General features: G+C 68.1%; 20 protein-coding genes, 2 tRNA genes and 1 pseudogene. 6 read left to right on the top strand and 17 right to left on the bottom strand.

All coding sequences use genetic code 11. The features are described 5' to 3' along the window. Positions 1-73: 73 nt before the first annotated feature. The 4 genes from GBB76_RS15590 to GBB76_RS15575 all read right to left on the bottom strand — a co-directional run bounded on the left by GBB76_RS15590 (position 74) and on the right by GBB76_RS15575 (position 4,817). A complete protein-coding gene (locus tag GBB76_RS15590) occupies positions 74-778 on the bottom strand; it encodes an ROK family protein (RefSeq protein WP_152304151.1) in 705 nt (234 codons plus the stop codon). Positions 779-791: 13 nt separating this feature from the next. Continuing rightward, a complete protein-coding gene (locus GBB76_RS15585; protein ID WP_152304150.1) occupies positions 792-3,290 on the bottom strand; it encodes a glucan 1,4-alpha-glucosidase in 2,499 nt (832 codons plus the stop codon). 653 nt (positions 3,291-3,943) lie between these two features. Beyond that, positions 3,944-4,336, bottom strand: a complete 393-nt coding sequence (locus GBB76_RS15580) for a VOC family protein (protein WP_152304149.1) — start codon at positions 4,334-4,336, stop codon at positions 3,944-3,946. 7 nt (positions 4,337-4,343) lie between these two features. Next, on the bottom strand, positions 4,344-4,817 hold the full coding sequence (locus GBB76_RS15575; protein ID WP_152304148.1) for a cupin domain-containing protein: 474 nt from the start codon (positions 4,815-4,817) through the stop codon (positions 4,344-4,346). Positions 4,818-4,932: 115 nt separating this feature from the next. On the opposite strand from GBB76_RS15575, the gene GBB76_RS15570 reads away from it, so the two are divergent. Further along, positions 4,933-5,814: a LysR substrate-binding domain-containing protein gene (locus tag GBB76_RS15570; protein ID WP_152304147.1), complete on the top strand. Its 882-nt coding sequence runs from the start codon at positions 4,933-4,935 to the stop codon at positions 5,812-5,814. 60 nt (positions 5,815-5,874) lie between these two features. Here GBB76_RS15570 and GBB76_RS15565 read toward each other — a convergent pair. After that, positions 5,875-6,054: pseudogene (locus GBB76_RS15565) on the bottom strand (transposase); the annotation flags it as partial. Positions 6,055-6,240: 186 nt separating this feature from the next. Between GBB76_RS15565 and GBB76_RS15560 the strand changes: the two are divergent. From GBB76_RS15560 to GBB76_RS15545, 4 genes are read left to right on the top strand one after another with little or no spacing between them, the layout of a single operon-like run. Next, positions 6,241-8,940 (top strand): BPTD_3080 family restriction endonuclease, encoded by a 2,700-nt coding sequence (locus GBB76_RS15560; RefSeq protein ID WP_202911120.1) that lies wholly within the window; start codon positions 6,241-6,243, stop codon positions 8,938-8,940. Between the two features lie 35 nt (positions 8,941-8,975). Further along, positions 8,976-9,920, top strand: coding sequence for an HNH endonuclease (locus GBB76_RS15555; RefSeq protein ID WP_162375616.1), 945 nt, complete (start codon positions 8,976-8,978; stop codon positions 9,918-9,920). A gap of 44 nt (positions 9,921-9,964) precedes the next feature. After that, on the top strand, positions 9,965-11,290 hold the full coding sequence (locus GBB76_RS18870) for a hypothetical protein (protein ID WP_246668949.1): 1,326 nt from the start codon (positions 9,965-9,967) through the stop codon (positions 11,288-11,290). 55 nt (positions 11,291-11,345) lie between these two features. Beyond that, positions 11,346-13,415 carry a 3'-5' exonuclease gene (locus GBB76_RS15545; RefSeq protein ID WP_152304144.1) on the top strand — a complete coding sequence of 690 codons (2,070 nt, stop codon included), beginning with the start codon at positions 11,346-11,348 and terminating at the stop codon, positions 13,413-13,415. Here the strand turns inward: GBB76_RS15545 and GBB76_RS18780 are convergent. From GBB76_RS18780 to GBB76_RS18775, 10 genes are all read right to left on the bottom strand, one after another. Next, positions 13,397-14,062: a hypothetical protein gene (locus GBB76_RS18780; protein WP_152304143.1), complete on the bottom strand. Its 666-nt coding sequence runs from the start codon at positions 14,060-14,062 to the stop codon at positions 13,397-13,399. The genes GBB76_RS15545 and GBB76_RS18780 overlap by 19 nt on opposite strands. A gap of 159 nt (positions 14,063-14,221) precedes the next feature. Continuing rightward, positions 14,222-14,297: transfer RNA gene (locus GBB76_RS15535), tRNA-Phe, on the bottom strand. A 277-nt stretch (positions 14,298-14,574) separates the two neighbouring features. Next, on the bottom strand, positions 14,575-14,790 hold the full coding sequence (yacG, locus tag GBB76_RS15530; protein ID WP_152304142.1) for a DNA gyrase inhibitor YacG: 216 nt from the start codon (positions 14,788-14,790) through the stop codon (positions 14,575-14,577). A 25-nt stretch (positions 14,791-14,815) separates the two neighbouring features. Beyond that, positions 14,816-15,439 (bottom strand): Maf-like protein, encoded by a 624-nt coding sequence (locus GBB76_RS15525; protein WP_152304141.1) that lies wholly within the window; start codon positions 15,437-15,439, stop codon positions 14,816-14,818. Positions 15,440-15,548: 109 nt separating this feature from the next. Then, the gene (locus tag GBB76_RS15520; protein WP_202911119.1) at positions 15,549-16,013 is read right to left on the bottom strand and encodes a low molecular weight phosphatase family protein; all 465 of its coding nucleotides are present in this window, start codon (positions 16,011-16,013) and stop codon (positions 15,549-15,551) included. A 29-nt stretch (positions 16,014-16,042) separates the two neighbouring features. Further along, on the bottom strand, positions 16,043-16,543 hold the full coding sequence (locus tag GBB76_RS15515; protein ID WP_152304140.1) for a UPF0262 family protein: 501 nt from the start codon (positions 16,541-16,543) through the stop codon (positions 16,043-16,045). Positions 16,544-16,553: 10 nt separating this feature from the next. Beyond that, positions 16,554-17,846, bottom strand: coding sequence for a histidinol dehydrogenase (hisD, locus tag GBB76_RS15510; RefSeq protein WP_152304139.1), 1,293 nt, complete (start codon positions 17,844-17,846; stop codon positions 16,554-16,556). Between the two features lie 168 nt (positions 17,847-18,014). Further along, a complete protein-coding gene (locus GBB76_RS15505) occupies positions 18,015-18,497 on the bottom strand; it encodes a DUF2948 family protein (protein WP_152304138.1) in 483 nt (160 codons plus the stop codon). A 106-nt stretch (positions 18,498-18,603) separates the two neighbouring features. Further along, positions 18,604-19,893 carry a UDP-N-acetylglucosamine 1-carboxyvinyltransferase gene (gene murA, locus GBB76_RS15500; protein WP_152304137.1) on the bottom strand — a complete coding sequence of 430 codons (1,290 nt, stop codon included), beginning with the start codon at positions 19,891-19,893 and terminating at the stop codon, positions 18,604-18,606. Between the two features lie 250 nt (positions 19,894-20,143). Then, entirely contained in the window at positions 20,144-20,320 is a 177-nt protein-coding gene (locus GBB76_RS18775) for a hypothetical protein (RefSeq protein ID WP_202911118.1), read from the bottom strand. A 380-nt stretch (positions 20,321-20,700) separates the two neighbouring features. Here GBB76_RS18775 and GBB76_RS15495 point away from each other — a divergent pair. Then, positions 20,701-20,775 (top strand) — tRNA-Thr (locus GBB76_RS15495). 207 nt (positions 20,776-20,982) lie between these two features. Here the strand turns inward: GBB76_RS15495 and GBB76_RS15490 are convergent. Then, entirely contained in the window at positions 20,983-21,522 is a 540-nt protein-coding gene (locus GBB76_RS15490; protein WP_152304136.1) for an invasion associated locus B family protein, read from the bottom strand. A 50-nt stretch (positions 21,523-21,572) separates the two neighbouring features. After that, positions 21,573-24,716, bottom strand: coding sequence for an autotransporter domain-containing protein (locus GBB76_RS15485; RefSeq protein ID WP_162375614.1), 3,144 nt, complete (start codon positions 24,714-24,716; stop codon positions 21,573-21,575). Between the last annotated feature and the right edge of the window lie 481 nt (positions 24,717-25,197).

Here is a 25,197-nt window from a genome sequence, read left to right as displayed (position 1 = left end):
CATAGGCCGGCATGTCGCCACGAGGGTGCGCGGCGAAGCGCCGCCGGGCGCGGTTGGCGGCCGGCATCGGTCATCATTTGCGCCAGAGCGCGGCGCCGCCCGTCAGGCCGGCTTCGTTCGAGGCGATGGAGACATTGTCCGGCAGGTCGATCTCGACATGCCGGGAATTGCCGCCGCCGAGATAGAGCCGGTCATAGTGGAGCAGCACGTAGAGCAGTTCGATCACCCGGCTCACATGATGGTTCCAGTGGTGCTTGCCATGGGCCTCGAAAGCGGCGACGCCGAGATACTCGTCATAGGTCAGGTTGTCGTGGACCGGATGGTGCGCCAGCTCCATGTGCGGCATCAGATCGCCGTCGCGGAACAGTGCCGTCCCGGCGCCGGTGCCGAGCGTGAGCACCATCTCCAGCCCCTTGCCGGAGACGATGCCGTAGCCCTGCATCTCGGCATCGTTGATCAGCCGCGCGGGGGCGCCGAGGCGTGCCGACATGGCATCGGCCAGCGCGAAGCCCTGCCATAGCTCGGTGCCGAGATTGGGCGCGGTCAGAACCTTGCCGTTGCGCACCACGCCGGGGAAGCCGATCGAGATCCGGTCGAAGGCCGGATGCTTCGCCGCCATGCCGGCATAAGCGTCGAGCAACGCCTCGGGGTGGCAGGGATGGGGCGTATCCACCTTCTCGCGCTCCGAGATCATGGTGCCCTGGTCGTCGATCACCGCGCATTTCAGCCCGGTGCCGCCGACATCGACCGCGAGAATGCCCGCCGCCTTGCTGGTCATAGATCCTGCCCTCTCACTTCGCTGTTTCGGCCGGCTCGGCGACCCGCCGGCTGGCGTCCGGCGCCAGCGGGTCCTGGCTGCCGTGGAACATCGCGCGGTCGCCATCGACGGCGACCGCGAAATCCGTGCCCTCCCATTTGTCGGCGTCGGGCCAGTAGAAGGTGAAGCGCAGATGCTTGCCATGCGCCGCGCCTTCCGTCGGCAGATCGGCGACATGGAGGCCGAAGGCGTTGGCGGCGGTGTCGGTGTCCTGCGTGGTGGCCCAGCCGTCGAGCGACCAGTGGATGCGCGCGGGCGCCGGAAGCTCGATGCGCAGGACGAGGCCGGCGGGGATCGAGCGCAGCTTCTCGTTGAAGCGCCAGATGCGGCGCGGCGAGGTCACCTTTTCCTTGATGTAGCGCTGCACGGTCTGCGGCGGCATGTCGAAGACCTTGCCGTCGCGCAGCGAGCGCATCAGCTTGATGTGCTCGGAATGCGCCCAGACCAGCGGCATCGCGCTGCCCGAGGGCCGGCCCTTGAACAGTTCGCGCTCGGGAATGTCGTCGGCGTCCCAGACCTGCTCGGGCAGCAGCCCGCCGGGGCCGGCCGAATCCTCCAGCGTGACGAGAAGCTGGCCCGCGCGCACCAGATTGCCGGCGGCGATCTCGTAATGAGCCCGCTCGCCGGTCAGCAGCGGCCAGGCGCGGCCGATCCCGGTGCCGTCGAAGGGCGCGCCATCCTCGTGCTCGCCATAGCCGTCGCCATTGTAGCGGTACCAGAGCGGGCCTTGCGGAAGCTCCACCTTCAGCAGCGCGTCGATCGCCTTGATGGTGCCGAGGATGCGCGGATCGTCCGGCGCCCGCAGGCCGAAGCGCACCAGGGCGAGCGCGTCCGGGCTGATGAGCTGCGCCGCCGGCCGGTCGGTGTCGCCTGGCGGGCGGTTCTTCACCGGCACGAAGCCGTCCAGCGGCGAGGCGGCGTCCGCCGTCTCCACCGGGGCGATGCGCACATAATAACCTTCGACGCCGAGCCTCTCCGCAAGCTCGGTATCGGTGGCGAAGGTCCAGCGCTCGACGGAATCGTTCCAGGAGTCGGCGGTTTCGCGCAGATAGCCGGCCTGCTCCTTGCGGCCGATGAGTTCCATCATGTCGGCCGCGGCCAGCAGGGCGGCGATTTCGACGGCCAGCGTGAAGGGCGAGTAGCCGGCATCCTCCTCCCAGCGGTCCTGCCCGGTGACGGGGCCGTTGCAAACGATGAAGCGGACGGCGCGCTCCACCATGTCCATGTAGGACTCCAGTTCGCCATGGGCGAAATGGCCGCCGCGCCGGATCATGTCGGCGAGCAATATGGGGAAGGCGCACTCGTCCATCTGCACGCCGCCCCAATAGGCGGAACCGTCCAGCCAGACATTCTGCGACCAGTGGCCGTCCGCCTCCTGGATCGCCCGCAAATAGCCGAGCACGGACTTCGCCTCGTCGGCCGCGCCGGCCGCCAGCAGGCCGCCGGCGTTCTCCACGAGGTCGCGCGGCCAGACGAGATGGTAGCCGCCGAGATCCTCGTCGCCCTTGTTGAAGCCCCAGGGGATGGAGAGGCTGGCGATGATGGCGCCCGGCATCGAATAGGGCTGGTGGGTGGCGAGCACGATGGTGCTGGCGCGGTAGGTGTTGATGTTCGAGCGACTCTGCGGGTGGTCGAGCGGCAGCAGCGTGCCCTGCCAGGCGCGCCAGCCCTGCACATAGGTCCGGCGCAGTTCCTCGAAGCCCTCGTGCAGGCTGGAGACGGCGCGGAAACCCGCCTCCTCCGGCCGAGCGCCGAAGCCGAGCGCGACCAGCATGGTGCCGTCGCTGGCGGAAAGGTCGATCTCGGCGCTGAGCGCGACATTGCCGTGCTCGGCGCGCTGGTAGCGTTCGTCGAGACAGCCATTGCCGTTGAGCTGCCGCCAGCCGTCCGAGGCGCCGACATAGCCGACCGAGCGCGCCTTCCACGGCACCGAGCAGGCAAGCGCGAGCGAGATGCCCTGCCGGCCCGAGGCGAAGAGCATGGGCGTGCCCTTGTAGTCGCCGACCCAGGCGGTGTTGTCGGCGCCGGCATTGATGAGATGCGGCGCCAGCAACGCGAACAGGCGGTAATCGGCAATGTCGCCGATCAGGGCCTCGAAGGTGACCTTCTGGATCAGCACCTCGCGCCGCGTGTCGGTGATGATCTGCTTCTGGATGCGCCAGCGCCCGTCATGGGCGGTGTTGAGCAGGTGATAGGCCGGGACGCCATGCTCGAGCACGCCGACCTCATGGTCGGCATCGCGCTTCTCTTCAGCGAAATAGCCGTCCGAGGACGTGACGAGGAAGCCGAAATCGCGCGTGCAGGCGGCATCGACACGCGGATAGTAGATCTCGTTGAGAATGCCGTGGCTGAGCGTGAACCACAGCCGGCTCGCCGCCGTGCGGGCGGTGCCGACCCCTACCTTGGCGCTCGATGTCCAGCGCGCCGGGCCGCCGGGCCCGCCCGGCGGCGTGATGGCGTTGTTCTCCGTCATGGACGGTTCCCCCACTGCTTTCATTGGACCGCCGATCAGGATCGCGGCCGGGGGACAGACTGAAACCACTCGGGCCGGCTGCCAAGCCCGCCGGGGAGCGCATTGGGGCTTTATTTCCGGAACGCCGGAGCCGGCACCGGCGCGTGCGGGACCGCGCGATACGTTGCACCCGCCGGCAGCGGGTCGCGGCGGGTCAATCTGGTTGAGGAAACCCGAAACCGGCGCGGCACCAGCGCCTTGCCACGCAGGTGACAGGCGACACGAGACAGAGCGCTACGGGGGAAATGGTGCCGGGCGCTTCTTCACAAATTATCGGCAAAACACTGATTATAAATCAGTTTTCCCAGTTCGATTTTCCGCAGGGCCAACACCGAGGCCACCAATCGGAACTTCGGCCCCCCGATATCTGCTCGAGCCAGTTCGCAGCGAACGCCAAGCCGAGGGGAAAGGCCGATGGCGGTCCTCCCCGCTGCTGCTCCTTCTGGTCACGCTTACGCTCGGCGGCTGCCAGACCGCCACCGGACCAGGCGCGCCGACACAAACGCCCGCCGAGCGGCTCTTCCAGGCGGCGATCCATGTGTCGGCGTGGCGGAACATCTCCTCTCTGGCGCGTGGCGCGGTTCCGTTGTCCCGGGTTGACCAGCCCGAACGTCTCATGGCGCGGCATGGCAGCAGATGCAGATCTTGTTGCCCTCGAGGTCGCGGAAGTAGGCGCCGTAATAGTCCGGGTGGTAGTGCGGCCTGAGGCCCGGCTTCCCCTCGTCCGTTCCGCCGGCGTCGATCGCCATGCGGTGGATATCGTCCACGGTCGCCCGGTCGGCGGCGAGGAGGGCCACCATGGCGCCGTTACCCGCGGTGGCCGGGCGGCCGTCATAAGGCCTGCCCAGCAGGAACAAGGGGCGCCCGCCTGACGCCGGTTCCCACCCCGCCCGTCCGCTCGCGGCGTTGGAGAAGCGCAGCCGCCAGCCAAGGCGCGCCATCAGCGGATCATAGAAGCGCCGGGCGGCGGCAATATCATTGATGCCAAGATTCACGTGCGAAATCATGGGTGCCTCACCATGGCGTGCCATCCTTGCGAGTGAAGGACCAGCCTCGCGCCGAGAACCGCGCCACGAGGTCGTCCTCCGGATATTGGCCCACGTCCTGGGGGTCCCGGTCGCCGATCTCCAGATAGCGGACCTCCTCCGCGGTGCGGTTGACCAGATGATGTGCCAACCCGTTCGCGGGGAAGCCGATGCACATGCCGGGCTGGAGGGGAAACTCGCCCTCGTCCGTCCGCAAGGTGGGCGTGCCACTCAGGATGTAGACGAACTCCTCCTGCCGCGTATGTCGATGGAGCAGCGCGGACTGCGCGCCGGGTGCCAGCGTGGTGAGGTTCACGCCGAAGCGCGAGAGGCCGAAGACGTCGCCGAGCTGGCGCTTCTCCCGCCCCGACATGCGCGCGGCGAACGGCGCGGGGTAGCTCGAAGCCTTGCGGCGTGGCTGCACGTCCATCGCTGCGAGCGGAGCGCGCGCGGGGGGTGTCATGAAGCACTCCTGACTGTTCTTTCGTGCTGGAAACTAGCGGATGTTTGCGGTCAAATCGGTGAGAACTTCTCACCTATCGGTCCGGTCGCGGTGCGAGCGGAAGAGAGGAAGGCCCATGTCCTCCGGTCTGCCGTCGCTGCGCGGCCTTGCCGCCCTAGATGCGCTGGCGCGGCACAAGCGGCAGGGGCCCGCGGCCGAGGCGTTGCGCATCTCGCGGTCCGCGCTTTCCCACCGCATCGCGGATCTGGAGACCGAGCTCGGGGTGCAACTCGTCAGCAGGATCGGCCGGATCTCGGTGCTGACCGACGACGGCATCGCCCTGCTCGCTGCCATGGGCGACGCCATGGAGAAGATCGAAGCCGCCGTCGCGCCGCTGCAACGGCGGCTTCGGCAGATAAGGCTGTCGACCGTGAACACGCTCGCTGCCAACTGGCTATTGCCGCGCCTGCCCTGCTTCCAGCACGCCCACCCCGGCATCGAGATCGCCGTGCTGACGACGCAGAGGATCGTGGATCTCGATGCGGAAGACCTGGATTGCGCCATCCGCCATGGATCGGGCGGATGGCCGGGGGTGGAGGCGACGCTGCTGTTTCGCGAAACGCTGGTCCCCGCGGCGGCCCCGGGGCTGCCGCTGCAGCCGTCCTCAGCCTGGCCGCTCATCCACGCCCGTACCCGCTTTCGCGATTGGGGCCGGTGGTGGCGAGCCTCCGGGCGGAAGGGCGCGGCGCCCGAGGACGGCATGGCGGTAGAGAACAGGGCGCAGGCGCTCGAAGCGGCACTGGCGGGCGCGGGGGTCGTTCTCACCGATGCCCGCTACCTCGACGCGCATCTTGCCTCCGGCCGCCTGCGGGTGCTGGGGCCAACTATCGAGCTGGACACCGGCTTCTACCTCGTGCGGAGCAAGGCGACACGCAACGCACGCAACATGGACGCCCTCGCGCACTGGCTCATCGGGGAGGGAAAGGCCGGGCCCCAGGCGGGATGGCCGCGCATCTGATCGAGCCGATAATCGCCAGCTCGAGCGCGTAGGGGCCGTACTCAACCCGCTTGATGGGAGTTCCATCGCCTTCAGCCGCCGGGCATCGGACACGTCCATGCCGCCGTACTTGGCCTTGAACTTCTAGAAGGTCGCCGAGGAGATGCCGTGCTTGCGGCAGACGTCAGCGGTCTTCGCGCCCGCCTCGTGCTCCTTCAGCATCCCGATGATCTGTTCCTCTGTGAACCTTGAGGCTCGCATCGTCCGTCTCCATGATTGACGGACTCTACCTAAATCTGGAGGAGGATCAGGGTCTCAGATCATCGGCTAAACACGTGATGGTCCAGAACACGCGCCAGTCGCACGGCGTTGTCTTGACCATCCCTAGATGCGATGTGCGAGAGTGCGGTACCGTCGACGCGGTTGTGGTGGGAGATGCAGAGTCCGATGAGTGAAGCGTTTTTTCGGTCTCCCATTCTCAACTCGCCCTATAAAGAGCCTGACCGCCATTGGGATCTTGATGCCAATGGGCAGCCGACCAGTCTGCTCATCGCGAGGAGACGGCCGAGCGCACTGGTCTCTCCCATCCCGAAGCCCCGCAAGCTACGTGGCAAGGCGCTGCAACCTGATCTGCTGACCGATGAGGGCGGTCAGGAGTACAATCCGACCGAAGTGATCAACGGCATCCGCTCGGCGGTGGAGAGCTGGCGGCGCCTGCCGGAGAGCCAGTGGCAGGTGACGCCCACCACCGCGCGGCTGCTGCGGCACTGGCGCACGCACCGCTTCGCCAACCAGAAGCCGTTCTTCTGCCAGATCGAGGCGGTGGAGACGGTGATCTGGCTGACCGAGGTGGCGCCGAAATCGTCCTCTCAGGGCCGGCGCTTCTGGACGCATCTGGAAGCCGCCAATGCGGCGTCCAATCCCGAACTCATGCGCCTTGCGCTGAAGCTGGCGACGGGGGCGGGCAAGACCACCGTCATGGCCATGCTGATCGCCTGGCAGACCGTCAACGCGGTGCGCCATCCCAACGCGAAGAAGTTTTCCCGCGGCTTCCTGGTGGTGGCGCCCGGCATCACCATCAAGGACCGGCTTCGCGTGCTGCAGCCCAACGATCCCGACAGCTACTACAGCACCCGCGAGATCGTGCCCGAAGACATGCTGCCCGACATGGGGCGGGCCAAGATCGTCATCACCAATTTCCACGCCTTCAAGAAGAAGGACGAGCTGCCGCTCAACAAGGTGCAGCGCGCCGCGTTGAAGACGGTGCCGCGCGAGGAGAGCGATGGCGTTATGATCCGCCGGGTGGCGCCGGAACTGATGGGGATGAAGAACATCGTCGTGCTGAACGACGAGGCCCATCACTGCTATCGCGAGCGCCCGCTCACCGCCGAGGAGCAGGCGGGCCTGAAAGGCGAGGAACTCGCCGCGGCGAAGGAGGCCAACGAGGCGGCGCGACTGTGGATTTCGGGCCTCGAGGCGATCAAGCGCGAGCTTGGCACGCAGATGGTCTACGACCTCTCCGCCACCCCCTTCTTCCTGCGCGGCTCGGGCTATCGCGAAGGCTCGCTGTTCGGCTGGGTGATGAGCGACTTCAGCCTGATGGACGCGATCGAGTGCGGCATCGTCAAGCTGCCGCGCGTGCCGATCATGGACAATGTGCCGGGCGGCGACACCCCGATGTTCCGCAATCTGTGGGAGCATATCGGCAAGCTTATGCCGAAGAAGGGGCGGGCCAGCGCCAAGGGCTATGACCCGCAGAAGCTGCCGAACCCGCTGCTGAGCGCCATCGACGCGCTGTACGGCCATTACGAGAAAACCCACGCGCTCTGGCGCGAGAACGGGATCGGCGTCGATCCGGTCTTCATCGTGGTGTGCAACAACACCGCCACCTCCAAGCTGGTGCATGACTACATTGCCGGCTACGAACTGGAAGGCGAGGACGGCAACCGCTCGCTGGTTGCCGGAAAGTGCCCACTGTTCCGCAATTTCGATCCGGACGGCATCGCCCTGCCGCGCATGCGCACCCTGCTCATCGACAGCGGCCAGCTGGACAGCGGCGAGGCGATCAGCCCCGAGTTCCGCGAGGCGGCGGGCCCGGAAATCCAGCGCTTCAAGGACGAGCTGACCCAGCGCACCGGCGACCGCTTCGCCGCCGAGAGCATCGACGATGCCACGCTGCTGCGCGAGGTGATGAACACGGTCGGCCGCAAGGGCGCGCTGGGCGAGGGCATACGCTGCGTGGTCTCGGTGTCGATGCTGACCGAGGGCTGGGACGCCAACACCGTGACCCATGTGCTGGGCGTGCGCGCCTTCGGCACCCAGCTCCTGTGCGAGCAGGTGATCGGCCGGGCGCTGCGCCGCCAGTCCTATAAGCTGCAGGGCGATGGGCTGTTCAAGGTGGAATATGCCGATGTGCTCGGCATTCCCTTCGATTTCACCGCCCAGCCCGTGGTCGCCAAGCCCAGCCCGCCGGACAATATGGAGCGCGTCTTCGCGGTCAGCCCGGAGCGCGACAGCAGCGAGATCCGCTTTCCCCGTGTCGAGGGCTACCGCACCGAGCTGGCGCAGGACGTGCTCACCGCCGACTTCAGCGCCGATTCAACGCTGGAACTGACGCCGGACCTTGTCGGCGCCACCGAGACGGTGAATGCCGGCATCATCGGCGAGCAGGCGGACCTCACTTTGGCGCACCTTGCCGACATGCGGCCTGCCGCCATCGTGTTCCGGCTGGCGGAATGGATCGTCAAGCGCCGGCTCACCGATGCCAATGCCCAGCCCAGGGTCGGCCTCATCATGCAGCTGAAGCCGATCGTGCGGCGCTGGATGGCCGAGCACCTGGTCTGCGCCGGCGGCACCCAGCCGGCGCAGCTGCTCTATTACGGCATTGCCGACCGCGTGGCCGACCGCATCATGGCGGCGATCACCCGCGGGCAGGAGGGCGGCGGGCGGGTACTGGCGCTGCTCGATCCCTATAATCGCGAGGGCTCGACGCGCCATGTGCGCTTCATGACATCGAAGGACCGCTACGAGACCGGCCCGCGCTGCCACATCAACTACGCCGTCATCGACAGCGATTGGGAGGCCGAGTTCGGCCGGGTTGCGGCTGCTAATGATCTATACAAAGGTAAATCAGCGGCTATTCTATAACCTAACGCGTTCTTTCTCGAATATGCAGATTGATGATGCATCAGATTTACGTCGCGAACACTGATAATCAGTGGTTCGATTTTCTGAAGTCAAACCAACCGTTGGAAGACGTAAATTTTTGGAAACCTAATCAGCAGTTATTTAAGGCAATTGGCGAAGGCGGTTTATTTGTCTTTCGCCTGAAGAGCCCTCGAAATGTCATCGGCGGATACGGCGTTCTCGTGAGCAGTATCAATGTTCCCATCCAATTCGCATGGGACTCTCTCGGTATAGCTAACGGCCATCCTGATCTAGGTGACATGATGCGCGCCATTCGTCGTTACCGGACAGACCAGCAAATTACCCCCCAGACGCTTATTGGATGCCGCGTCTTGGCGAATCCGGTTTTCTTTGAGCCTGATGAGTGGTTCGAAATTCCATCGGACTGGTCCTCAAATATCGTAACGGGAAAGGTCTACGACTCCCATTACGGTGAGGGCGCCCGGCTACTCCAGCAACTGGAACAGCGGACGCATCCGTCTGTCTTGTTTTCCCGAGCCAAGAAGAGTTTTGAGGGCTTCGAAGAGGTTGAACAGGCTCGCTATGGCGAGCCTGTATCCATATTGCCGCGCCTGGGACAAGGCGCATTCAGAATCAGGATCGCCGGTCAGTATCGCTTCGAGTGCGCCATTTCGGAGACGCGCGTGCTTCCCGCCTTGGAAGCCGCTCATATCAGGCCCTATTCGTTAGGTGGCACGCACGAGGCTTCCAATGGGCTCCTGCTTCGCAAGGATATACACAGCGTGTTAGATGCCGGCTTTGCGACGATCACCGATGAATACAAATTTCATGTCAGCGATAAAATTCGGCAAGTATTCAACAACGGCAATGAATATCGACGCCTGCATGGGGCTTCGATAAAGCTACCGCAGGATAGTGCATATTGGCCGTCGTTAGAAAATCTGAGATGGCATCAGTCTCAATGTTATGTAGGCGATTGATATGGTGTGCATGGACGCAGGTGAATTTTCGTCGGCTGCGTCTTTTGGGGAGTGCGGTCCGGCGCCAGCTTAAAGCCTCCCAGACCACGCGCTCTCTCCCCTCGCAGACGCCGACCTATAACCGCCTGCGCCACGGCTTCGTCTATAAGCGCGCGCCGCACATCACGCTGAAATCCATCGCCAACAATGCCGAGATCGACACCATCTGGGAGGCCTTCCAGCAGAAGCTGGAGCCGCTGCGCGCGACGCTGAACGCCAGCCTCGGCAAGGCGTGGGAGGAATGGGAAATCCCCCGCGCGGCCGCCACCGACTGGCCGGCCGAGGCCAAGGCCGCGCATGCGGCGTGGTGGACACAGCGGATCGCCCGCCAGAGCGAGATCGACGCCTCCATCGCCGCCAAGGCCGATACCGAATATCTCTACGACCAGCCCTATGACGACCGCGCGCGCGTGCGCGTCGCCGGTCCGTTCACGGTGGAAAGCCTCTCCCCGCACCGCGTGCCGGCGGTGGACTATGACGACAGCCTGTTCGACGAGCTGGAAGCCAACGAGGGCCGTCGCAAGGCAGGCGAGCGCATCGAGAGCGCCGATTTCGCCGAAATGATCCTCGACAATCTGAAGAAGTCCGGCGTGCAGCAGGCGCACAAGGCGGACCGGCTGGTGTTCACCGCGATCAAGCCCTGGCCCGGCCGTTTCATCTGCGCCGAGGGCCGGGTGCGGCAGGCCTCCGAAGGGGAAGGCGACACGCTGGCCGACAGCCCGGAGCGCCGCGCCGCCATCCTTGTCGGCCCGGAATACGGCACCGTCTCCCGCCCCGACATAACAGCCGCCGCCCGCGAGGCGATGGAGGCCGGCTTCGACCTGCTGATCGTCGCCGCGTTCAATTTCGACGCCCATGCCAGCGAGTTCGACCGCATGGGCGCCCTCACCGTGCTGCAGGCGCGCATCAACCCCGATCTGCACATGCCCGACCTCGCCTCGACAGGCGCCGGCAACCTGTTCACCGTGTTCGGCGAGCCGGATATCCAGGCGCATGACGAGGGCGACGGGCTGGTCTCGATCGAGCTGGCCGGCGTCGACATGTACAAGGCCGGGCAGATCGAAAGCTCGGACGCCGACGACATCGCGGTGTGGTTCATCGACACCGATTACGACTACGAGAATTTCCGCGTGCGCCACGCCTATTTCCCCGGCGCCAACGATCCCTACAAGGCGCTGAAGACGACGCTGAAGGCGGAGATCGACCAGGAGGCGTGGGAAAGCCTCAAGCGCACCCGCTCGCGCCCCTTCCCCCGCCCGGCCGGCGGCCGTGTCGCGGTGAAGGTCATCAACCATCTCGGCGACGAGGTGATGAAGGTGGTGGCGGTTTAGGGATGGGAAGCAGGGCGGCGCGGCGGGGGCGACGGTTCGGGTGGGATAAGCGGGCATGACGCTGCTCTACGCCTCCACCTTCACCAAGGCGCTCGGCCGCCTGTCCGCCGCCGAGCAGAAGCAGGTGAAGATCAGCACGGTCGACCTCGCGCTCGACCCGACCGGCAACGGCCTGCAATTGCATCGCGTGGAGGCGGCGCCGGGCTTCTGGACCGCGCGGGTGTCTCAGGATATCCGCCTCGTGCTGCACATGGACGGCGCGCGCACCCTCATCGCCTATGTCGGCCATCATGACGACGCCTATCGTTGGGCCGAGCGTCGGCGCCTGGTGCCGCATGAACGCACCGGGGCGATGCAATTCGTCGAGATCGTCGAGCGGACCGAGGAGATCCCGCTGGCCTTCGCGCCGGTCACCGAGGCCGTGGCCGCACCGGCTGTCCTGCCGGCGAACCGCCCCTTCGCGCAGCTGACCGACGATCAACTGCTCGATGTCGGCGTGCCGCGCGACTGGCTGGAGACGGTGCGCGCCGCCGACGTGGCCAGCGTCGATGGCCTGTTCGCGCGCCTGCCCGACGAAGCAGCGGAAGCGCTGCTCGATGTCGCCACCGGCGGGCGGCTGGAGGACCATGTCGCCCTGCGAGCGCCCCCGGGGGCGGACCCCTTCGCCCATCCCGATGCCCAGCGCCGCTTCCGCACCGTCGAAGGGCTGGAGGAACTGAAAGCCGCGCTCGATGCGCCCTTCGAGCAATGGGCGGTGTTCCTGCACCCGACCCAGCGGGCGCTGGTCGAGAAGGCCTGGAGCGGACCCGCCCGAGTTTCCGGCTCGGCCGGTACCGGCAAGACCATCGTTGCGTTGCACCGCGCGGCGCATCTCGCCCATCGGCCCGGGGCGCATGTGCTGCTGACCAGCTTCTCGCCGGCGCTGGCTGAGGCGCTGCAGCACAAGGTCGACCTGCTGGCGGGAGCCTCAGGGCAGGTGCGGGCGCGCGTGACGGTGGCCGCGCTCGATCAGGTGGCGTATGCCCTCCACACCGACGCCTTCGGTGCGGTGCCTCTTGCCGACACGGCCGCCGTGCAAGGCGCTGTCGAGGCCGCCCGACGCGCGGGTCATGGCGATGGGCATTCCGCGGGCTTTCTGATCGAGGAATGGGAGGAAGTCGTCGACGCCTGGCAGATCGACGACGTCGCAAGCTACGCCGCCGTCCCGCGTCTCGGCCGAAAGACCCGTCTGGGCCAGAAGCAGAGGGAGGCAGCCTGGATGGCCTTCGCCGTCGTGCGGAACCATCTGCGGCAGGCGGGCCTCGTCACCTGGGCCGATATCTACGCCCGCCTGACGCGGCGGATGCTTGACGGGTATGCATTGCCCTACACCCATCTGGTCGTCGACGAGGCGCAGGACCTCTCAGTGGCCCAGGTTCGCTTCCTCGCTGCCGCAGGCGGAGCGCGTCCCGATGCTCTCTTCCTCACCGGCGATCTCGGCCAGCGGATCTTTCATCTTCCTTTTTCCTGGGCCAAACTCGGATTGGACATACGCGGGCGCTCACAGGTGCTGAAAGTCTGCTACCGCACCTCGCATCAGATCCGTTCGCTCGCCGATAGATTGTTGAACTCGACCATCATCGATCAGGATGGCGTCGGCGAAAGCCGCCGAGGCACGGTTTCGGTTTTTGATGGTCCGGAGCCGTCAGTGCGCCTCTTCGCCCGCGTCGAGGAGGAGATCGCCGCCGTCGGTGCGTGGATCCGCGAAGGTGTCGCGGGTGGGATCAAGGCCGAGGAACAGGCCATTCTGGTGCGCGGCGCCGATCAAATGAACCGTGCGCAGGCCGCGCGACGGGCAGCGGGCGCCGATGTCGCGATCCTTGCGATGCATGACGCCAAAGGGCTTGAGTTCCGGGCTGTTGCCGTCATGGCGCTGGATGAAGACGTGCTGCCGGACCCGCAGCGCCTCGCAGCTGTCGGCGATGTCGCCGATCTCGAGGCAATTCAAGAGACCGAGCGGCATCTGCTCTACGTCGCAACGACCCGCGCCCGCGACAGGCTCATGCTTTCGGGGATCGCGCCGGGATGCGAGTTCCTGGACGATGTCGATTCCTCGGCAGGCAGGGTTCAGTTCGGCAGAATGTAGTCCGGCCAGAGCGAGGCGTCGGGCAGGACGGAGAGTGGCAGCCCAACCGCTCGTTTCGGCGGGGCCGCTGCCGCCAGCGAGATAACGGCCGCGTCCTCGGGCACCAGGAGGCCGGCAACGCTTTCGGGGGCGATGCCGTGCGTCACCAGGATGCTGGCGCCACCGCCCTTCACGGCAATGCGCATGACGCCAGCTGCCGGTTCGCTGATATCGAGGTCGGGGCGCTCCACCCTGGATAGACCGGATGTCGGGGCGGCCTTGGCCTCATCCCCATTCAGAATCTCTTGGTAGAGCTGCCGTAGCTCCATCTCTCCGCTTTCCTGCGGCCACAGCACGGCATCGGCGATCCCGCGCTTGTGCGTCATCAACCGTTGCAGCAGGCAGTCGAAGGAGTTGCGTCCGAGGCGTGGATGCACCGCCAGTGGAATGTGAACCGTCACCGGCCGGCCCTGGCCGATGCGGTGCGTGCGGTCATTGCACTGCTCCTCCACCGCGGGGTTCCACCAGCGGGTGAGATGGATGACGTGGTTGGCCGCGATCAGCCGGCGCGCGGCCTCATGCGTTCCGCGTTTCTCGATGGCGCGCAGCACCGCGAGAACCTCTGCCGCGTTGATCTCGCCTATGGGCCTCTTGTCGAGTGCGGGCATCGCTAGGCTGGCGATGCCTGTCAACGGAATTGGAGGCGCCCTTTGTTAGCATCCGCGGATGCCAACGAGCCCCGGAGAGCCGCCGCGAGCCTCGAATTCAGCCAAGTTGAGGAAATTTCCCGCTTTTTGAGCTTCCTAGAGCCACCTAAAGCGGGGAAATGGTGCCCAGGGACGGAGTCGAACCGCCGACACTGCGATTTTCAGTCGCATGCTCTACCAACTGAGCTACCTGGGCGTAGCCGGCAGGCCCTTGGGGCGCTGCGGAGCGGGCGGGTTATAGAGTCTCGGTCGCCCCCTGTCCATATGCCGGAAACGGGAAAATCGCCTTCGTCCCCAGCGCGCGCGCCCGCCCGGCAGCGCTATCGGCCGCCGGCGACACAGGCGGCGGCATCATGGGGCGGCCGACGCCGGATGCGGCGGATGGACGGGCGGGCGCATTCCGTTGATCTCGCGCGGCGGCCAGTCCGCGCGCGGGCCGGCTCTCACGCGGAGGCCAGCTCTCGCGGGGCGGGTTAGCTCTCGCGGGGCGGCTTGGGCGCCAGCGAGGGCTCCTCGCCATCCTCGTCGTCATTCTCGGTGACGGGGATCGCGTAGGCGCCGCTCAGCCAGCGGTGCAGGTCGACATCGGCGCAGCGCCCGGAGCAGAAGGGCCGGTACTTCGCCACGGCCGGCTTGCTGCAGATCGGGCAGGGCTTCTCGCTAGCCGGCGGGCCGTCCTCGGTGCTCATGCGCCGTCTCCCGTCCCGGTGCCGCTCACTCGGGGTTGCCCCAGCGCTGGTGCACCGGGAAGCGCTCGCCGGCGAGCAGCGAGACCGTCTCGGTGAGCGGCAGACCCACCACATTGGTGTAGGAGCCGACCAGCTTCACCACAAAGGCGCCGGCGATGCCCTGGATGGCGTAGCCGCCCGCCTTGCCCTGCCATTCGCGCGCAGCGATGTAAGCGGCCATCTCCTCGCCGGAGAGCCGTTTGAAGCGCACCCGCGTCTCGACGAGGCGCGTGCGCACACCGCCCTTCGGCGTCATCAGCGCGAGGCCGGTATAGACGCGGTGGGCACGGCCCGAGAGCAGGCGCAGGCAGTCCTCCGCCTCCTCGGCGACTTCGGGCTTCGGCAGGATGCGCCGGCCGACCGCGACCACCGTGTCGGCGGCGATGAGATAGGCGCCCTCGTGCTCCTTCGCCGCGCGGCGGCGGGCGTCGGCGGCGATGAGCTTCTCGCGCGCCAGCCGCAGGGCGAGGCGACGCGGCAGCTCGCCACGCTCGGGCGTCTCGTCGATGTCGGCGGGCAGCAGGGCGTCGGGTTCGATTCCGGCCTGGGCCAGCAGCGCCAGACGGCGCGGCGAACCCGAGGCCAGCACCAGTGTCGGGCGGGCGCTCACGCGGTCACTCCTCTTCCGCCGGCAGGTGCGGCGGTGCGTTTCGGCCGGCAAGCTAGAGCATGTGCCGCAAAAGTTGAACGGTTTTTGCGGGACATGTCCCGTAGGCGCCTCAGCGCGGCCGGAAGCGCGCGCGGATGCGCGCTTCCAGCTCGTCACGCACGGCGCGGTAGGCGTCGAGCCGCTGCTCGCGGTTGCCGCTCACCAGCGTCGGGTCCGGCGTCGGCCAGTACTCGACATCGATGGCGTTGGTGCGGGTGAGCTCCAGCGCCCGGTGATGGGCATCGGGCGACAGGGTGATCACCAGGTCGAAGGCGAGCCCCTCATTTTCTTCCAGCTCCTCCAGCGTCTGCGGCCGGTGGCGGGAGAGATCGAGGCCCACCTCGTCGATGGCGGCGGTGACGAAGGGGTCGACCTCGCCCTTGAGCACGCCGGCCGAGCCGACATAGAGCGAGCGGCCGAACAGGTGGCGCGCCAGCACGGCGGCCATGGGCGAGCGCACGCTGTTCTGCCCGCACATGAACAGCACCGATTGCGGCCGCTCGGTGCGCCGGGCCGTGCCCGGAGCTTCGGACATTGGCGGCGGGGCGCCCGGCACCTGCACGCTCAGCCCTTCCAGTGCAGGGCGCAGACCAGCGTGAACAGCCGCCGGGCCGTGCCGAAATCGAGGGCGATCTTGTCCTTGAGCCGCTCGCGCAGCAGCTCGGAACCTTCGTTGTGCAGGCCGCGCCGGCCCATGTCGATGGCCTCGATCTGCGAGGGACTGGCGGTGCGGATCGCCGAGTAATAGCTCTCGCAGACGAGGAAATAGTCGCGCACCACCCGGCGCAGCGGGCTCAGCGAGAGATAATGCTGCACCACCGGGGCGCCGCCCTCGCGGGTGACGTCGAGCACGAGGCGCCCCTCGCTCAGCGAGATGGCGAGGCAGTAGGGGCCGGGCTGCGTATCGCCGAGCGGGGCGAAGCTGTTCTCTTCGATCAGGTCGTAAATGGCGACCGCCCGCTCGTGATCGACATCGATGCTGGAACGGCCGATGGAGGCGCCGTCCAGCGTCACCGCCGCCAGACGGCGGGTCGCGGCATGCGGATCGGCCCCGGGCTCGGCCATGGCGCGCCCGTCAGAGGTTGAGCCGGATCGCCACCGAACGGGCATGGGCGCCAAGCCCTTCCGCCTCGCCCAGCGCGATCGCCGCCGGGCCGAGCGCACGCAGCTGCTCCGGCCCGCATTTGAGGATCGAGGTGCGCTTCATGAAGTCGAGCACGCCGAGCCCCGAGGAGAAGCGCGCCGAGCGCGCGGTCGGCAGCACATGGTTGGAGCCGCCGACATAGTCGCCGATCGCCTCCGGCGTGTGCGCGCCGATGAAGATCGCCCCGGCATGGCGGATGCGGGCCACCAGCGCCTCGGCATCCTCGGCCATGATCTCCAGATGCTCGGGGGCGATGCGGTCGGACAAAGCGGGCGCCTCGTCGAGGCTGGCCAGCGTGATGACCGCGCCGAAATCGTCCCAGCTCGCGGTGGCGATCTCGCGGCGCGGCAGGGTGGCCAGCTGGCGCTCGACGGCGGCGATCACCGCCTCGGCCAGTGCAACGTCGTCGGTCATCAGGATCGACTGGGCGGCGGTGTCGTGCTCGGCCTGCGCCAGCAGGTCGGCGGCGATCCAGTCCGGGTTCTGCGTGCCATCGGCGATCACCAGCACCTCGGAGGGACCGGCCACCATGTCGATGCCGACCGTGCCGAACACATGGCGCTTGGCGGCGGCCACATAGGCGTTGCCGGGGCCAACGATCTTGGCGACGGGCGCGATGGTTTCCGTCCCATAGGCGAGCGCGGCCACGGCCTGCGCGCCGCCGACGCGATACACCTCGTCGACGCCGGCAAGCTGGGCGGCGGCCAGCACCAGCGGGTTGAGCACTCCGTCGGGCGCCGGCACCACCATGGCGAGGCGCCCGACGCCGGCCACCTTGGCCGGCACCGCGTTCATCAGCACCGAGGAGGGATAGGCCGCCGTGCCGCCCGGCACATAGAGCCCCACCGCGTCCACCGCCGTCCAGCGATGGCCCAGCTCGACGCCGGCGGCGTCGACATAGCGCCCGCTCTCGGGAAGCTGGCGCTGGTGATGGGAGCGGATGCGCCCATGCGCGAAGGCCAGCGCTTCCAGCGTGGCAGGATCGCAGGCCTTCACCGCCGCCGCGATCTCCTCCGCCGTCACGCGGATGCCTAGGGTTGCGAGGTCCACGCGGTCGAACGTCTTCGAGAACTCGATCAGCGCGGCGTCGCCGCGCAGGCGCACCTCCTCGACAATGCGCGCCACCGCCTGCGCCACATCCTGCGAGACCTCGCGCTTGGTGCCGAGGAAGGCGCGGAAGCGCTCAGTGAAATCGGGGGTGCGTGTATCGAGGCGGATCGGCATGGCGGGTCCTGCAGGCGGCCTTGAGGGCGAGGTTGCGGGCGCGGGCGTCGCGTCGGCCTGCGCCGGGGCGGGCGACCGGTCAGATCGTCCTATCGCAACCGGGCTCGCCGAACACAAGAGCCTTCGCGCGCCGGCCCGAACGCCCGAACGGCGACACGCCCCCGGCGCTCAGCCGACCTCGTGGCAGGGCGTGCCGCGCGCGTCCCAGGCCGGGCCGAGATCCTCGAGGCCGGCTTCGAGGCATTCGACGTCGAGCTGAACCTCGCCGCCGCCCGAGAACAGGAAGGTGATGGTGCCGGACGGCGCCTCGCTTTCCTCGAAGGTCAGCGCGAGCAGATTGAGCACGGCCAGCTTCTTCTTCAGGTCGATGCCGCGCACCCGCGCGCCGAGCACGCGCTCGAAGCGCAACCCCGCGCGGCGCCGCACGCAGGGGCCGACGGCCGCCGCCGCCGTGCCCACGGGCGCGTCGGGATCGGCCATCGCCTCGGCCTGGATCGCCTTCTCCCAGTCGAAGCGGTTGGCGAGCAGCACGAAGCGCCGCTCCCTCGGCAGGTAGGTCATCTCGCCCACCGCCACCACCGCGTCCTGCAAATGCACCGAAAGGACCGCCAGATCCTCGCCGTCGAGCGCGACCAGCTTCAGCCCGGTCATATTCTCATCTCCGCAACGTCACATGCCGCCCAGATGGCGCCGCGCCGCCGTCGCGGCAAGGGGGCGAGGAACAGTACTTAGGAGAGTACACGCGCCCGGCGCGAATTCAGCCGGCGATGCGTTCGATCTCGGCGCCGCAGGCGGAGAGTTTCTCCTCCAGCCGCTCGAAGCCGCGGTCGAGATGGTAGACGCGGTGGATCATGCTCTCGCCCTCGGCGGCGAGCGCCCCGATCACCAGCGACACCGAGGCGCGCAGGTCCGTCGCCATGACAGGCGCGCCCTTCAGCCGCTCCACGCCCTCGATGGTCGCGGTCTCGCCGTCGAGCTGGATGTGCGCGCCCAGCCGGGCGAGTTCCTGCACATGCATGAAGCGGTTCTCGAAGATGGTCTCGGTGATGCGCGAGGTGCCGCTCGCCATCGTGGTGAGCGCCATGAGCTGCGCCTGAAGGTCGGTCGGGAAGCCGGGGAACGGCGCCGTCGTCACCTCCACCGGCGCGAGGCCGGCGCCGTTGCGCCTCACGCGCAGGCCCTCATTGGAGACGGTGATCTCCGCCCCGGCCTCGCGCAGCGTGTCGAGCGCCGAATCGAGCAGGTCGGCCCGGGCGCCGGAAAGCAGCACGTCGCCGCCCGTCATCGCCACCGCCATCGCATAGGTGCCGGTCTCGATGCGGTCCGGCAGCACGCTGTGGCGCGCGCCCCTGAGGCGCGGCACGCCCACGATGCGGATGGTCGGGGTACCTGCCCCCTCGATGCGCCCGCCCATGGCGTTGATGCAGTCGGCGACGTCGACGATCTCCGGCTCGCACGCGGCGTTCTCGATTGTCGTCTCGCCATCGGCGAGGCTCGCCGCCATCAGCGCGGTATGGGTGGCGCCGACCGTCACCTTCGGGAACACGATGCGCCCGCCCTTGAGGCCCTTCGGCGCGCGGGCCAGCACGTAGCCGCCGTCGATCTCGATCTCGGTGCCGAGCGCCTCCAGCGCGGCGATGTGCAGGTCCACCGGCCGCGTGCCGATGGCGCAGCCGCCGGGCAGCGACACCTTGGCCTCGCCCATGCGCGCCAGCAGCGGGCCGATGACCCAGAAGCTCGCGCGCATCTTGGAGACCAGCTCATAGGGCGCCGTGGTGTCGACGATCACGCGGGCGTCGATCTCCAGCGTCTGGCCGGCATAGGCGTCGTCGCCGCGCCGCTTGCCGGCGACGGTGATGTCGATGCCGTGATTGCCGAGGATGCGCTGGAGCAGCGAGACGTCGGCGAGGCGCGGCACATTCTCCAGCACCAGCTTCTCGTCGGTGAGCAGGCCCGCGATCATCAGCGGCAGGGCGGCGTTCTTGGCGCCGGAAATCGGAATCGACCCGTTGAGGGTGTTGCCGCCGACGATGCGGATGCGGTCCATGAGAGTGTCGTCTCCTTCCAGCCCGGGCGGCGCACGCGCGGCCCCGTGCCGCGCAGAGGTCGCGCTGGCCGGTACCGTCGCCGCCGCTCGCGGCATGACGGGTCGATGGGGCCGATTCGTGGCGTCCCCCGCCCTTTTCCCCTACTGGTCTAGCGCGTGTCGCCGGGCGGGACAACGCGCGCTGCGTGCAGGCATCGCCCGACGCGGGCACCTGCGCGCCCCGTGCCGGCCGCCGGCACGCGCTGCGCGCTCACGGCTTCTCGTCGCGCCGCGCCGGCTCAAGCGCCCCCGGCAGACCCGGGGCCGCCTTGTCGCCGGGCGCGTCCGTCGCCTGCCGGCCGCGTGCCTGCTGCTTGCGGCGCTTGAGATTCTCCCGCAGCGCGGCGGCCAGGCGCTCGGCACGCGCATCTTCCTCCGAACCGCTCATCCCGCTGGTCTCCTTCCGCGCCGCCGGCCGGCCGCAACCCTCAAGCCATAAGGCCGGCGCGGGACGGACGGAAGAGGCGACGCATGGCATCGGTCAGGGGGCGGTACGGGGCAAACGTGGAAGGCAGACATGGAGGGCGGGCAAGGGGGCAGGCATGGAGTGACAGACAACGGCGACCGGACCCGCCGGAGCGGCGGCGACCGCCCCTCCCGCCACCCGTTCCGCCCTTGCCACGCCCTGCCGCAAGGCCTCCGTAACCACGCCCGGCCGGCAGCGGCATGCACAGGCCGGAGCGAATTGCGGCGCCGACGCTTGCGCCGGCCGGCGCGCTGTGGCAAACGTCCCGGCGCCCTGACGGCCTCGCCCGCTCAACGGCCAATGCTGCGGTAGCTCAGTGGTAGAGCACTCCCTTGGTAAGGGAGAGGTCGAGAGTTCAATCCTCTCTCGCAGCACCAGTTTCCCAAGGAAAAATCAGCGCTTAAACACGCAACCGCGTTCTCCCCGCCTGACGACGGGGAGCGGAGCGAATCGTGTCGGCTTCATCAAGGCCGGGCACACATGCGGGAAGGTCGTTCTCGGGCCGTTCTGGCCTGCGCGCCGAACGAGGCGCTGCCGACGGCGCGTCGCCGATGCGCGGGCCAGTCCTGCGACCGGATTGGAGGCTACGGCTTCAGGCTGGCGTCGAGGGCCGCGGTGAAGCCCCTGAAGGAGAGCGGCAGCGTCACCGGGCGGCGGGCGCCGTCCTCGAAGGAGAAGTTTCCGGCCTCGGTGGCGGTCCTCAGGGCCTGCACCGAGGTGGCGTCAAGTTCGACTTCGGCGAGGCAGCCCTGCGGGCAGCGGGTGAAGACGAGCTGCAGCGGCTTGGCCTTCTCGCGGAGCTGAACCTTCACCCCGGCCGGCAGCCAGACCCCGGCGGGCAGTTGCACCACCAGCCGCAGCGGCGCCTTGGCATCGGCCCGCCCGACCGCGACGCTGGCGATCACCCCCTGTCCCTGCGCCTGGATGTTCTGCACCACCTCGCAGATGCGCCCCTTGTCGGCCGCCACGCACCGCACCACCCAATCCTGATAGGTGGCGGTGGTGAGGCCGGGTCGCGCGGGCGCGGCAGCCGGTGCCGGGGCGGCGGGCTGCTGCGCCCAAGCCGTGCCGGCGAGGCCGAGCCCGGCCAGAAAACCCGCCAGCATCAGGAAACGATGCGTCATCGGACAACCCGGTCACGTGAAGGCGGAGCGGCGGAGCGGGCACCGTTCGCTCAGAACTTGAGAGAAAACTGCGCACTGAAGCTGTTCTGGTTGGCCTGGTCGGCCAGCTGGCCGGCATAGTTGAACTGCATCTGGGCGCTGTCGGACAATTGGTAGCCCAGCCCGAACCCGACCAGCGCCACATCTTCGGCGATCGGCACGCCCTGGATGGTGAACGCGGTGGTGCCGCCGCTGGCGAACAGCATGTCGGCCGACGACGTCGTGTCGCCGAAGGCATGCTGCCAGCCCAGCGTCGCGCTCGGAGTGAGGGTGCGCCCCGCCACGGTGAAGGTGGTGGCCGCCCGCACGCCCAGAGTGGAATAGAACGTGCTCTGCGAGGCTCCCTCTACCGCCAACGCCGAGGCGAGCGTGCCGCTCTCGGTGAGGTTGTCGCCGGAGATGTGGACATAGGCGAGGCCGACAAAGGGCTCGAAGGCATAGGCCCCGACCGACAGGTCGTAGCCGATCTCGCCGAACAGCTGGGTGGTGCCCAGCATGTCGTCGCCGTCATTGGAGCCGTAATAGCCGGGGAAGACCACCGCGCGCGACACCGACATGTCGTGCCAGGTGTAGGAGGCGCCGCCGCGCAGCGCGAGGGCGTCGAACTGGGCGCCGGCATAGAGGCCGATATCGTAATTGTCCATCGAGCCCTGGGAGGAGCGGGCGTCGACGTCGAACGAGGTCCGGCTGTAGCCGCCGACGAGGCCGACCCGCAGATGGTCGAGCACGGCCACGTCGATGCCGCCGAAAACGCCGCCGACCGTGGTGCTGATGGAAGCCGCGTTGCCGTTGCCCGAGGTCTCGCCCCAGCCGCCGAAGCCTTCCGCCCAGAGCGTCGGGGCGAAGCCCTGGGACAGCTGGGCCGTGGCCGGGCCCGCCGCCTTGGCGGCGTAGGACAGCGCCCCGGCGGACGGGGCGATGAGCGACTGGCGCAGCCGGCTGCCGACAGCGTCGCGCAGATAGATCGACTGCTGCTGGATCACCGTCAGCGCCGAGGCATGGATCTCGCCCGAGAGCTGGTCGAGAGCCGGCGCCACCGCTCCTTCAGGCAGGGCGAAGATCGCCTCGAAGACGGCGTTCCCCGTGCCCAGCGCCTGCGCCGCGACGGCCACGCTCGCCTCGTTCGGCGTATGGGCATAGTCGGTGAAGGTGAACCCGTTATAGACCAGCGTCAGGAACACGTTCTGCATGTCATAGGTCAGTTCCGGGTCCAGAAAGGCGAAGTCCGACGTGACCGACCCGAAGGTGCCGGTCACCGTGCCGGTCGTGGACAGGATGGCGATCTGGCTCGTCGAGGGATAGCGCCCCGGGCTCGCCAGCACCTCGACGCTCGCGTCCGAGGACAGCGTCACCGCCCCGGTGGCGAGGATCAGGTCGTGCTCGCCTTCCGCGTTCACCTCCACCTGGTAGACCGAGCCCGCATTGAAGGCCACCGGACCGTTCACGGTCAGCGTGCCCGGCGAATAGCCCGGCCCGACAAGGCCCCCGGCATTGACCGTGAGACCGCCGATCGCCGCCGTGCCGCCGAGCACGCCACCATCATTGAGGGTGAAGGCCGACAGGTTGCTCGACCCCGACGCCAGTTGCACGGTGCTGTCGTCCACCGTCACCGCCCCGGTATAGGACGCGGAGAACAGCACCGTGCCGCCGCCGGTGAACGTCACCGCGCCGCTGCCGGTAATCGCATCGGTGAAGGCGTATGTGTCGGACCGGTCGAAAACCAGGCTCGCATTGTTCACCACATCGCCGGCGAGGGAGCCGGTCGTGCCGCCATCGCCGATCTGCAGCGTGCCGGCCGAGATGGTCGTCACGCCGGTGAACGTGTTTGTCCCGGTGAGGATCAACAGGCCGTCGCCGGTCTTGGTCAGGCCGCCGGCGCCCGCGATGGTCCCGGAGAAGGTCGTGGAGCTGTCATCGCCGCCGGCGGTCAGCCCGCTGGAAGCGGCCAGCGTCACCGAGCCCGCGCCGGCCAGCGAGCCGATGGTCTCCTCCGCGTTCACCGTCAGGGTGGCGCCGCTCGCCACCGTGACGGCGCTCAGATCGCCTATGGCCGAACCGCCCGAGGCCACCAGCGTGCCGACTGAGACCGTCGTGGTACCGCTATAGGTGTTGGCGCCGGAGAGGGTCAGTGTGCCGATGCCCTGCTTGGTCAGGAAGCCGGCGCCCCCGATGGCCCCGGTGAAGGTCGTGGAGGTGTCATCGCCGCCGGCGATCAGCCCGCTGGAGGCGGCCAGCGTCACCGAGCCCGCGCCGGCCAGCGAGCCGATGGTCTCCTCGGCGTTCACCGCCAGGGTCGCGCCGCTCGCCACGGTGACGGCGCTGGTATCGCCGATGGCCGAACCGCCCGAAGCCGCCAGCGTGCCGGCAGAAACCGTCGTGGTCCCGCTATAGGTGTTCGCGCCGGAGAGGGTGGTGGTACCACCTCCGGCCTGAACGACGCGACCCGTGCCACCGATACCGGCGGCGAAGGTGTAGGAGCTGTCCGACTGGTTGAAATTGATGACGCCGTCATTGGTCAGGCCGGACACACCTGAGAGCGTGCCCGCGCTGGCGCCTCCCGCCACGGCGTTGCCGAGATTGAAGCTGCTACCGGCATTGATGGTAAAGGTCGCGCCGCTCCCCAACGTCAGCGAACCGCCGAGATTGAGCGTGCCCGTGCCTCCCGTGCCGCCGGCCGTCCCTAGTCCGTCCTGGCCATCCGCGCCGCCGATGACCAGGCCGCCGCCGGCGCCGATGGAAATCGACGAAGTGGCATCGACCGAAACCTCGCCGGCACCACCGTTGCCGCCGACAGCGCCGGCGCCGGCACCGCCGCCGGCGCTGCCGCCAATCAGAAGCGTCTCTGAAACCGCAAGCGCGCCGTCATTGACGATGGCCAGAGTGCCAGCTCCACCGTCCCCACCGGCGCCGCCGATGCCGGCACCGCCACCGGCACCGCCGACCAGGATCGACCTGTTCACGGTCAACGTGGCGTCGTCCACGGTAAGATCGCCGCTGGAGCCCGCTCCGCCGACCGTACCGCCGCCGCCGCCGCCGCCGCCGCCAATGCCGACGAAATCATAGATCCCGTCCGCGTCTATCGTGCCCGTGCCAGCGCCAACAGCACCCTTGGCGGGTGTCTTGCCGGAAATGTCGGTATCGGAAAGATCGACCACCCGGCCACCACCGCCGCCGCCGCTATTCCCACCACCGCCGCCGCCATAAAGACTGCCACCGCCGCCATTTAGCCCCGCGCCATTCAATCCTGATCCTGCGCCGGCGCCGGCGATGCCACCAAGATCGGCACGAGCGGCCGTGCCTCCCGCGCCACCAATCGCGCCGCCGCCACCGCCGCCGCTAACGGCGTATAACGCGGCCCCGCCGTCTCCACCGACTCCGATCAGCAGGCTGTCCGCCTGGGCGGTCCCTGCGGCCAGGACAAGGGCCAGAATGGAAACCCCGGCCAACGCCCCCCCGCGCTGCGCGTCAGCTCGCGTCAAAACCGGCCGCATGATTTCCCCCCGCATCACGTCCCACCCTGCCCTGCGGCCTTACGCCCGCAGCATTCGCCGCGTTGCCGTCGCCTTCGGCGCCCGGATCGGCGTGCTGAAACCCTGGGGAAGTTTATGCAAGGCGAAACGCCGAGGGGGAAGATTT

The sequence above is a fragment of the Ancylobacter sp. TS-1 genome (assembly GCF_009223885.1).
Classification (GTDB): domain Bacteria; phylum Pseudomonadota; class Alphaproteobacteria; order Rhizobiales; family Xanthobacteraceae; genus Ancylobacter.
Note: the sequence above shows the minus strand (reverse complement) of the source record. Positions and strands in the feature narration are given on the sequence as shown.